The organism is Lysinibacillus sp. NPDC093190 (genome assembly GCF_050280425.1).
Classification (GTDB): Bacteria; Bacillota; Bacilli; order Bacillales_A; family Planococcaceae; genus Lysinibacillus.
This window is the reverse complement of sequence record NZ_JBNNVG010000024.1, coordinates 20,284-31,573: the sequence shown is the minus strand read 5'-3', so window position 1 is coordinate 31,573 and position 11,290 is coordinate 20,284. Positions and strand designations below refer to the sequence as shown.

General features: G+C 38.1%; 9 protein-coding genes and 1 other annotated feature (1 of these 10 cut by a window edge). Of the genes, 2 read left to right on the top strand and 7 right to left on the bottom strand.

Annotation, left to right across the window (positions count from 1 at the left end):
* Positions 1–142, bottom strand: a binding site (T-box leader); it reaches 119 nt to the left of the window's first position.
* Positions 143–461: 319 nt separating this feature from the next.
* Positions 462–2,150 carry a methyl-accepting chemotaxis protein gene (locus tag ACQKOF_RS17730; protein WP_427559771.1) on the top strand — a complete coding sequence of 563 codons (1,689 nt, stop codon included), beginning with the start codon at positions 462–464 and terminating at the stop codon, positions 2,148–2,150.
* A 100-nt stretch (positions 2,151–2,250) separates the two neighbouring features.
* Here the strand turns inward: ACQKOF_RS17730 and secDF are convergent, their stop codons facing one another.
* Both secDF and ACQKOF_RS17720 read right to left on the bottom strand, forming a co-directional pair.
* Entirely contained in the window at positions 2,251–4,518 is a 2,268-nt protein-coding gene (gene secDF, locus ACQKOF_RS17725; protein ID WP_427559768.1) for a protein translocase subunit SecDF, read from the bottom strand.
* A gap of 348 nt (positions 4,519–4,866) precedes the next feature.
* Positions 4,867–5,175 carry a post-transcriptional regulator gene (locus tag ACQKOF_RS17720; protein ID WP_370041887.1) on the bottom strand — a complete coding sequence of 103 codons (309 nt, stop codon included), beginning with the start codon at positions 5,173–5,175 and terminating at the stop codon, positions 4,867–4,869.
* 93 nt (positions 5,176–5,268) lie between these two features.
* On the opposite strand from ACQKOF_RS17720, the gene ACQKOF_RS17715 reads away from it, so the two are divergent.
* Positions 5,269–6,786, top strand: a complete 1,518-nt coding sequence (locus tag ACQKOF_RS17715; protein WP_427559765.1) for a putative polysaccharide biosynthesis protein — start codon at positions 5,269–5,271, stop codon at positions 6,784–6,786.
* Here ACQKOF_RS17715 and ACQKOF_RS17710 read toward each other — a convergent pair.
* The 5 genes from ACQKOF_RS17710 to ruvB form a co-directional block, all read right to left on the bottom strand.
* On the bottom strand, positions 6,783–7,418 hold the full coding sequence (locus ACQKOF_RS17710; RefSeq protein WP_427559762.1) for a DUF421 domain-containing protein: 636 nt from the start codon (positions 7,416–7,418) through the stop codon (positions 6,783–6,785). The genes ACQKOF_RS17715 and ACQKOF_RS17710 overlap by 4 nt on opposite strands.
* A gap of 151 nt (positions 7,419–7,569) precedes the next feature.
* The gene (gene yajC, locus ACQKOF_RS17705) at positions 7,570–7,836 is read right to left on the bottom strand and encodes a preprotein translocase subunit YajC (protein WP_427559759.1); all 267 of its coding nucleotides are present in this window, start codon (positions 7,834–7,836) and stop codon (positions 7,570–7,572) included.
* 176 nt (positions 7,837–8,012) lie between these two features.
* Positions 8,013–9,158 (bottom strand): tRNA guanosine(34) transglycosylase Tgt, encoded by a 1,146-nt coding sequence (tgt, locus tag ACQKOF_RS17700; protein ID WP_427559756.1) that lies wholly within the window; start codon positions 9,156–9,158, stop codon positions 8,013–8,015.
* Positions 9,159–9,213: 55 nt separating this feature from the next.
* The gene (gene queA / locus ACQKOF_RS17695; protein ID WP_427559754.1) at positions 9,214–10,257 is read right to left on the bottom strand and encodes a tRNA preQ1(34) S-adenosylmethionine ribosyltransferase-isomerase QueA; all 1,044 of its coding nucleotides are present in this window, start codon (positions 10,255–10,257) and stop codon (positions 9,214–9,216) included.
* 17 nt (positions 10,258–10,274) lie between these two features.
* The gene (ruvB, locus tag ACQKOF_RS17690) at positions 10,275–11,279 is read right to left on the bottom strand and encodes a Holliday junction branch migration DNA helicase RuvB (RefSeq protein ID WP_370041877.1); all 1,005 of its coding nucleotides are present in this window, start codon (positions 11,277–11,279) and stop codon (positions 10,275–10,277) included.
* Positions 11,280–11,290 lie beyond the last annotated feature (11 nt).

Sequence of the window (11,290 nt, the reverse complement as noted above, 5' to 3'; positions counted from 1 at the left end):
CCCTATAACGTGGGGAATCCGTTCGCTATTAATAATTAGCGACTCTCATAAGTCCATTCACATAAGCTACAAATCAGTTTGCACCATCCACTGACTCTCTAAATTGCACACTTATACTACTAATCTTATTCAACAATTTCTCAGCTATTCTCATCTAAACTCAGCTCATCTGTTCTAAGGCTGACCTCGCTCCCGAGACCAACTACCTTGTATCGAACAAAAAAGTTAGCCTTATTCTATGCCAAACCACAAGAATTGTCAATCAATTCAGAGAAAAAGAAAAATGTTGAAAGGAGTTTTGAAATTATATAATAGGGAAAATAACCCTCTTCACATACCAAAAAAGGAGATTAAACTGCCTACTTTTGAGTATTTATCAAGTATTGACCTTGTAAAAATATCAAGTTATAGTAATTTTAGAACACTCATTCTCTAATACACAAAAGAAAGTAGGAACGAATATGACCGTTCGAAAAAAACTAAATATAGGCTTTATTTCACTCACCTGTTTACTTTTAATATCAAGTATTATTGCATTTTTTCAATTTAAGTCGGTTGAAGGAGATCTAGTAGAGGTACTTGATCACAGAATCGTGCAAATTCAATTAACAGAGAAAATACAGCAAGAGCTTGCTTCACAAGGGCTCTTTTTACGTTCCTATATTCTAAATAGTAAGGATGAGACGACAAAATCAAATTTAGAACGTTATGAAAAACTATTACCTGAGACGATTCAAGAGCTTTCAGGCATTGTTCGTTCCGATTACACAAAAAATATTATGAAGCAAGTAACCGAATTACAGCAAGATTTACTAACAAGTTCTGATAAAGCAGTGCAAGCATTTAATAGTGGAAAGACAGATTTAGCTTTATCATACATAAATGGAGAAGTTACAAAAAGCAACAAAGAAATTTATACTCTGACAAATGATTTATTAAAATATCATGACGAACAGCTGCAAAAGGTTAAAAGCAGTGTTGTCCAAACAGTTGCTCGAGCTATTATTATTTCTATTGCCTTACTTGTTTTAAGTGTAATTGTTGGTTTATATTTTATATATTTTGTAAAACACTACATCATTCAACCGCTTCGTAAAGTAATTGACACAGCCGATACATTAGCACACGGTGACTTAACGATTGCTCAGCTTGAACATAACTCAAAAGATGAGATTGGTACACTTGCCACAGCTGTGAATGCATTAAAACAGAATTTATCTGTACTGCTTAAAAATGTTCAGGACAATGCTACACAATTATCTGCTGCTTCTGAAGAACTTTCCGCAAGCACTGTAGAAGTGACAACAACATCAAGCGACATTTCACATCGAGTACAAGACACGTCAAACCATTTATCTTCATCTGCTAGTGCTTCTCAACAAAGTGCTCTAGCTATGGACGAAACAGCTGCTGGTGTACAACGAATTGCTGAGGCTACTCAAAATTTGCATCACAATGCTATAAATATGACTCAGCTTGCCAATACCGGGGGGAAAACTATTTCAACTGCCAAAGAGCAGATGGATACAATTTCTGAATCAACTACACGGATTGCCAATTTAACACAAAAGCTAAGTAAGCAATCTGAAGAAATCGGGCAAATTACAAAAGTAATTACGGCTATTACTGAACAAACAAATTTACTGGCACTCAATGCTTCCATCGAAGCAGCACGAGCTGGTGAGCATGGCAAAGGCTTCGCGGTTGTAGCAGATGAAGTAAGAAAGCTTGCTGAAGAATCTAATCAATCTGCTGGCCAAATTGTTGCCATCACAAATGAAATTCAAACGGATACAAGAAATGTAGCAGCTGCTGTGCATGAAGGATTAGCATCAGTCCAGGATGGTGTAGCAAAAATTCATGAAGCCGGTGATGCATTTGATTCCATTACAGAGTCTGTGCAAGCATTTACTGACCAAATTGAAGATATCTCAGCCACTTCGGAACAAATTTCAGCAAGTGCTGAAGAAGTCGCTGCCTCTGTAACAGAAATTGCAAATGGTGCGAGCATTTCAGCGAGCAATTCACAAATCATTGCTGAAGCAGTAGAAGAGCAAGCTGCAACAATGCAGCAGGTGAATGTGGTAGCTGAGGAATTAAGCGTCAACGCGCAGCAATTGCAATCATTACTACTGCAATTTAAACTTTAAACGCAACAAAAGAATCTGCTGCTTTCCTAAGAAAGCAAGCAGATTCTTTTTTTCATCAAAAAACAGGGAAGGAAATGTTCCTTCCCTGCTTCATTTGAAGTTAAACAGTAGGCTCGTCAGTGCCCCATTGTTTTTTCTCTTTTTTGTGTATTTGACCATCTGATTTTTTCATTTCACGAATTTTAAGTGAATACCAGATTTGTGCAGCAATACAAATTGAAGAATACATACCTGTTATTAAACCAACTAATAACGCGATTGAGAAGTTTTGAATCGATGGTGCACCTAAAATAAGAAGTGCCACTGTAACGATAATAACCGTTAACACTGTATTGACAGATCGACCCATTGTTTGACGTAGTGATTTGTTAACGATATCCGCTAACACTTCACGGTCCTTAATCGTATCATATCGATCTAAGTTTTCACGCATACGGTCAAACGTAACGATCGTATCATTAATAGAATAACCGACAATTGTCAGTACAGCTGCAATAAACGTAATATCAACTTCTAAGCGCATAAAACTAAATACAGCAACAATTAAGAATACGTCATGTAGTAACGAGACAATTGCCCCAACACCCATGCGCCACTCGAAACGAACTGCTACATAGATAATGATACCGATAGCCGCAAAAGATAAAGCTTTGATTGCGTTTTTCACAAGCTCTTTACCAACCGTGTCAGATACTGTACTAACTGTTGGCTTATGCCCATACTTTTCAGTAGCATCTTTTTGTATTTTTAAAATATCCGCTTGAGATAAATCATCTTTATAGCGAATTACTGCACTGTTACTTTTCTCCCCAGAAAGAACGATATCTTCCGATGAGAGGTCGATGCTATCTAAATATTTGGATACTTCTTCTTTATTCAACGTTTGATCTGCTTCAATTTGAACACGGGTACCACTTGAGAAATCAACACCAAGGTTTAGTCGGAATATACCAAGAACCACTAAACCAGCTACTAAAATAGCTAATGAGAATGTATAGAATTTCTTACGGTTGTGCACAAAGTCAAAACGATCAAATTTCGTTGATAAATCTAATGTTCCTATATTTTCATCTAGGCTATGCTGTTTTGATTTCGCAATACCAAACCACGCTGGATTATTGAAATAGCCACTATTTACAAGTAATCCTTGTAGTACACGAGAGCCCCAAACAGCTGTTACGAAGCTTAGTAAAATACTTATAATTAATGTTGTTGCAAACCCTTTAACAGAGCTTGTACCCCATTGGAATAATACAGCAGCTGCTAATAATGTAGTTAGCTGTGCATCGACAATTGCTGATAAAGACTCCTTAGAGCCAATCTGGAATGCTTGTTTAACCGAATAACCGACACGTAACTCTTCACGAATACGTTCTGCGGCAAGAATATTCGCATCTACCGCCATCCCTATACCAAGCACGATAGCTGCGATACCTGGAAGTGTTAACACCGCATTAATCCAGTCAAATACAACTAGTACTAAGAAAGTGAAAATGGCTAGTGTAATAATGGAAATGAAGCCAGGCAAACGGTAGTAGAATAGCATAAATAAGAAAATTATTACTACACCCACAACACCTGCGAAAACCGTACTTTTCAATGCATCATCACCGAACTGTGCACCAACTGAAGTAGAATAAGTTTCATTAAGCTTTACAGGAAGTGCCCCAGCATTTAAAATACCTGATAAATTTTTCGTTTCTTCAACTGAGAAATTACCACTAATCATTACATCTGTTGTATTTAATGTTTGGTTAACTGTTGCTGCAGATGCATAGCGAGGCTTCGCTTTTTGTGATTCAGCTTTATATGAATCAACACCTTCTTCAAAGTCTAACCATACAACGAGTAAGTTTTGACCTGCTGGTTTAGCGGCAATTTTACTTGTTATATCAGCAAATTTTTGCGCATCTTTTAATGTTAGTGAAACAATTGGACGATTTTGTTGGTCAAAAGAATCTTTAGCGCCACCTGGTTTTAAGTCGTCACCATCTAATAGTAAATTGTCATCAACATCACGGAATGTTAAATTCGCAGACGTAGATAATAATTTACGTGCTGATTCTTGATCTTCAACACCTGCTAATTGCACACGAATACGATTTTCACCTTCAATTTCAATGCTTGGCTCACTTACACCAATTTCATTAATACGTTTATCGAGTGCCTTCGCAGTTGCGGAAACAACTTCCGGTGTAATTTTCTGTCCTTCTTTTAATTCATTCACCTCATAAAGAACCTCAAACCCGCCCTGTAAGTCAAGGCCTAGCTTAATGTCCTTTAAGACGCCGCCTACAGTCGTACCGATGGTTGCTGCAAAAATAACCATTAGTAGTACGAATGCAACTATACGACTTTTTAGTTTCATTTATAAATCCTCCTCGAATTGGTGTAAGGCAAGTCCTTACACTACAAACAAGTATAATAGCAAGTCCTTTTGAAACGTTTATTCCTCCTTTTCCTTTAGAATAATGTTGCCTGTGCTTCAAAAAGGTTGCTCTACTTATTTCAATCGTTCATAACGCGCAAATTTATTCCTGTATTTGAATAGGTGTATGCCTCCAAATTTAGAAAAGAATTATTAGGAGGTTTTTGAATAAATATACTTATACAAATAAAAAAAGCGCAACACACTCATTATGAAACACGTTGCGCTTGGTGTCAATTCAACACTTTTAGTATTCTTTTATTATTTGACAAATTTCACACATTCTTCTTAAGTTTTAACCGGGCCAAGTAGCATTTTTAACTCTTCCGTATTCAATTCTGTAAACCAATCATTATTTTGTAAAAATTCTACTTGATTAAATGATACGATATCGGATGGTGATACTGCAAAAATAGTTGCGATAATTTCATGTAAACGTAATTGATCAATATTTTTTCTGCGCCATTTTTTCTCTACACAATAGCGCCATAGTTCTTCTGCTGTAATCGCATCGTATTGATAATGTTTAAACTCTTCTATCTTACTATCGATTGCAGGACGAATTTTTTCAAATAGTTGCTCATACTGCATACTCATTTTGAATCATCTCCAATCAAAGTTGTATCGTAAGACATGTTTGCATACAAATAGTGTAAATGAATTTTTGTGGCTTGAGAAGGGACGGATGGCATGAGTTCTTTTGTACGGGGTACACTATTTTTAATGTTCGTGATTTTTTTATCAAAACTCTTTGGCTTCTTTTATAGAATGCAATTTATGCGTATCGCTGGTGGAGAGGCAGTCGGCATTTATATGACCGTCTATCCGGCGTTCATTTTCTTCATCTCACTCATTCAACTTGGACTACCTATCGCTGTGGCAAAAATTGTAGCAGAGTTACTAGCAAAAAACAAACGCGAAGGCATCTATGGTGTTATGCGTACGGCTATTCTTTGGTCATTTATTGGCATGATCATCTTTATGCCGATTGTTGCGCTTACAATACCATATATCTCGACTACGCTTTTACATAATGAACAAACAACATTTACGCTTTGGATTGCACTCTTTGCTGTTCCAGTGTCAGTTGGTTCTGGATTATTGCGCGCTTATTTACAGGGTATTGCAAAAATTACACCAACAGCTTGGGCTCAAATGATTGAACAAATTATCCGCATTAGCTTCATCACATTTACACTACCTTTTGTGGCTGCCTATGATAATGCTGCCGTTACAGCAGCCTCTGCTATGGGTATTACGCTTCTAGCTGAAGTCGTTGCTTTCTTGTATTTGTGGATGCATTATATTGTTTCAAAGAAAAAATTATTGACACGAAAAAACAAAATCGAGGCTTATCCTGCCTCTCCGATGTTACGAATTGCCCTTCCTTCTGCAGGAAGCAAACTATTTGGATCTTTTACTTGGTTTTTAGAACCTATCATTTTTTTAAAGGCTTTAACTATGGCTGGATTGACAGCCTCCGCAGCAACAATTTTATATGGGGTTATTTCGGGTGTACTAGTCCCTCTATTACTATTCCCGGCATTTGTGTCTGCAGCACTTTCGATCGTTCTTATACCAGCTGTTAGTGACGCCGTTGCACGCCAGCATATTCCGCTCCTACAGGAACGCATTTCTGTATCATTGCGACTTTCATCATTAGTGGGCTGTGTTGCTGCTACGTACTTTTTCGTTCATGGAGACGACTTAGCGGTGAAGCTCTTTCACTTAGAAGAAAATCGTGGTTATGTGAAAATATTAGCGCCTATTTTTTATTTTTATTATATACAAAGTCCATTGCACTCTATATTACAAGCAATCGGTGAGGCTCGCGCAGCAATGATGAACTCCATTTACGGTGGTCTTGGTAAGCTCTTTGTCATGTTCGTACTTGCTTCTCAACCTGGTATACAGGAAAAAGGTGCCGTTGTAGCAATTGGCTTTGGCGTTTTATTAACTTCGTTTTTGCATATTGCAACAGTAAGACAGCGCAAAAATTTGCGTGCTGGATTTAGAATGTTTGTTGTTCCATATAGCTGCTTTATAGCTGTTTGTGTTACTCAGTATTTCCTGATGCAAATGATGCCACTGCCTTTTATTTTAAGTAGTTGTGTAACCCTGTTTTTACTATTTACTTTTTTACTATTTTCCAATCAGTTACGCATAACTGATTTGCGCTACCTTCGTAAGTTGGCCAAGAAAGTTTAAGATTCTTTCAGCTGGATATGGAGCCGATCTTCCTCCCAAACACAAAAAAATACAGTGTTACTATCCGTAATATTATTTTTAGCAAGCTCTGCCATTAACCAATCAACATCTTTATGCAATACCTGTAAATGCCTATCCTGAATATCACCGTCGATAATCAGTGGGTAAACAAATGCCTTTTCATCTTTTTGGTATACAGACAGATTGCCCGAGGGCTCTAGATAAGCATAAGCAATATCTGTAACGGAAGCATTTCCGTTTTCGCGTAATTGTTGACACAAATCATCTAAATTATAGCGTTGCTTGCGCATTTCACTTTCTAAAATGACACCATCTCTTATCAGTAATACTGGATCACCATCAACTAGATCACGGAATTTTTTACTTTTGAGTGAAATATATGCAGTTGTTATTTGAATGAAAAACAATATGATGATTGGTAAAATCACACTAAATAAAGGACTTTCGAAATCATCAAGTGCAAACGCAGCAACCTCAGCCATTAAAATGGATACAACTAAATCTATTACAGATAATTCGCCGACCTCACGTTTACCCATTAAACGAAAAATTATTAGGATAAACACATATAAAAAGCATGTTCTAAAAATAATTGTTAAATATTCTTCCATGCAGTCACCCCCATATAATAAGGTGACCGTGTACGTTACTTTTTATACAAAAAAAGCCTTGTCAAAAATGAACTCCTGCATTTTGACAAAGCTATTTATATGGTGTAAGGCGTTGTCCACTAATGTTGGACAACGCCTTTAAGACCTAATATTAGTTATTAACAATACGTCCAATTGCCTGACGATCAAATTTTACGCGCACATTGTCTGCGATTTTTAATGTTATAGTTGTGTCCTCAATTGAGTCAACCTCACCATGTAAGCCACCGATTGTAATAACTTTATCTCCACGTTGCAAATTACTCTGCATACTTTGTGTTTCCTGCTGTCTCTTTTTAGCAGGGCGGATTAAAATAAACCACATTGCAACGAACATTAATAATATTGGTGCAAATTGTAGTAATGATGATGTATTCATAATTCTTCTTGCCCCCTTTCTAATTCTCACTTTTTTAGTATAGACTATTCCACCCTAAAAAAGCGATGGACAAACCTAAAATTTTTCTATATTACTAATATTTTTTCTATGATAGACAATAATTTGCTAGAAATATTCATAAATCACACAAATTCACATGATCTTTTTACTAAATATTAGAAGTTTTTCGCATTTGGTCTATTAAAGCCGTATTTCTCGAAAAATTCTTCTCGGAAATCACCCAGACGATCTTCACGGATTGCCTCACGCACTTGCTCCATTAATTTCAATAAGAAGTGTAAGTTATGGTAAGTCGTTAAACGGATACCAAATGTTTCTTCCGTACGAATTAGATGGCGGATATAGGCGCGTGAATAGTTTTTACATGTATAGCAATCACAGTTCGGATCAATTGGTCCGAAATCACGTGCATATTTTGCATTTTTAACAACTAAACGACCTTCAGATGTCATTAATGTGCCATTACGGGCAATACGTGTTGGTAATACACAGTCAAACATATCAATACCACGAATAGCACCATCGATTAATGAGTCAGGTGACCCGACACCCATTAAATAACGTGGTTTATTAGTTGGCATTAATGGTGTTGTAAACTCTAATACTCGGTTCATAACGTCCTTAGGCTCACCAACAGATAGCCCTCCAATTGCATAACCTGGGAAATCTAGCTCTACTAATGCTTCTGCAGAACGACGGCGTAAATCCTCGTATTCTCCCCCTTGAATTATACCGAATAAACCTTGTTCTTCTGGTCGATTATGTGCCTCTTTACAACGTTTAGCCCAACGTGTTGTACGGTCTACTGATTGCAGCATATAGTCATATGTCGCAGGGTAAGGTGGACATTCATCAAAAGCCATCATAATATCCGAGCCTAAATCATTTTGAATTTCCATCGCCTTTTCTGGACTTAAAAACAATTTGTCCCCATTCAAATGATTGCGGAAATGAACCCCTTCTTCTTCAATTTTACGGAATTGACTGAGTGAGAACACTTGGAAACCACCTGAGTCTGTTAAAATCGGGCGATCCCAGTTCATAAATTTATGCAAGCCCCCTGCTTCCTTAACAATATCATTACCTGGTCGGAGCCATAAATGATACGTATTTGACAGAATAATACCTGCATTCATTTCTTTTAATTCTTCAGGTGACATGGTTTTAACAGTTGCTTGTGTACCAACAGGCATGAATGCTGGCGTTTCAAAAGAGCCATGCGGCGTATGCACGATGCCAAGGCGTGCTCCTGTTTGCTTACAAGTATGAAGTAGCTCATAACGAATTGCTGGTTGTGTCATATTATAAAAAATTCCTCTCTTATCTAAAGTAAAAACAGTACTCCGATTTTTTTCTTTATTCTCCTTTTGGACGAATAAACATAGCATCACCAAAGCTAAAGAAGCGATATTTTTCTTCTACAGCTTGTTGATAAGCACTTAAAATGGTATCTCTTGTCGCAAGTGTACTAACAAGCATTACAAGGGTCGATTTTGGTAAATGGAAGTTTGTGATTAAACCATCTACAACCGTAAATTCATATCCTGGATAAATGAAAATAGACGTCCAACCTTGTTCTGCTCGCACTTCACCTTCATATTTAGAGCCGATAGTTTCTAATGTACGTGTAGAGGTTGTACCAACCGCAATCACTTTTCCACCGTTACTCTTTACTCGGTTTATGATAGATGCCGTTTCTTCCGTTACACTATAAAATTCGGAATGCATTGCGTGATTTTCAATTGAATCTACACTTACAGGACGGAAAGTTCCAAGTCCCACATGTAACGTGATAAATACAACTTCGACCCCTTTTGCTTTCACTTGCTCTAGTAATTCTTCTGTAAAATGCAGACCTGCAGTTGGTGCTGCAGCTGAGCCACGCTCTTTTGCATAAACGGTTTGGTAACGATCCTTGTCCTCTAATTTTCCACGAATATATGGAGGTAGTGGCATCTCACCAAGTCGCTCTAAAATTTCATAAAAAATCCCATTATATTTAAACTCAAATGTACGTCCACCATGATCAAGTTCTCCTGTACAAGTAGCTGTCAGTAAGCCATCTCCAAATGTTACAACTGTGCCGACTTTTACACGTTTAGCTGGTTTAACAAGTGTTTCCCACTCATCTGTACCTGCCACTTGCTTTAATAGCAGTACCTCTATATGAGCACCAGTTTCCTCCTTAACGCCCATTAAACGCGCTGGTAAGACCCTTGTATCATTTAACACAAGGCAGTCTCCAGCTTGTAGCTCATCTAAAATATGAGCAAAATGATGATGCTCAACATTGTTCGAGCCTGGCGTCACTACCATTAAACGACTAGCTGTACGGTCCAAAAGTGGTGTTTGTGCAATAAGCTCTTCTGGCAATTCAAAATCAAAATCTTCTACACGCATGAAAATACTTCCTTCTTCTAGGTTTGTTGGGGATATTCATATCCAAAATGTTCGTAGGCTAAATGTGTTGCCACACGTCCACGTGGCGTCCGTTGTATAAAGCCAATTTGCATCAAATATGGCTCGTACACATCCTCTATCGTTACGCGTTCCTCGCCAATAGATGCTGCCAACGTATCTAAGCCTACAGGGCCACCACGGAAGCGCTCAATCATATTGGTCACAAGTTTATGGTCAATATGGTCAAGCCCTCTAGGATCGACTTGTAATAGCTCAAGCCCTTGCTTAGCAAGTCCCTCCGTTATCATACCATCTCCAAGCACCTGTGCATAATCTCGCACTCGTTTAAGCAAACGGTTAGCGATACGGGGTGTACCACGCGAGCGTGTCGCCATTTCAAGTGCTGCTACTTGCTCAATCTCAACATCAAACAAATGCGCACTACGTACAACAATTTCTGCAAGTGACGTATTATCATAATACTCCAATCTCAATAACACGCCAAAGCGATCCCTTAAAGGTGCTGATAATGCGCCAGCTCTTGTTGTTGCACCAACGAGTGTAAATGGCGGTAAATCAAGTCGAACAGAACGTGCTTCAGGGCCTTTACCAACGACAATATCTAAACAAAAGTCCTCCATGGCAGGATAAAGCACCTCTTCTATTGCACGAGGCAGGCGATGGATTTCATCGATAAATAGCACATCCCCTGGCTCCAGTGAGCTTAAAATAGCTGCTAAATCTCCAGGGCGCTCGATCGCAGGGCCGCTAGTCATACGCACATTGACATTCATTTCATTAGCGATAACAGCAGCTAAGGTAGTTTTACCAAGTCCAGGCGGTCCATATAACAGCACATGATCTAAACTTTCCTGACGAAGCTTTGCCGCTTCAATGAAAATTTGTAAATTCTCCTTTACCTTATGTTGACCAATGTATTGTGCTAATCTTTGTGGCCGTAAAGATAATTCAAACTGTTCATCATAGCTACCTGCCTCACTAGCCATCATACGCTCAGACATGTACTTTCCCC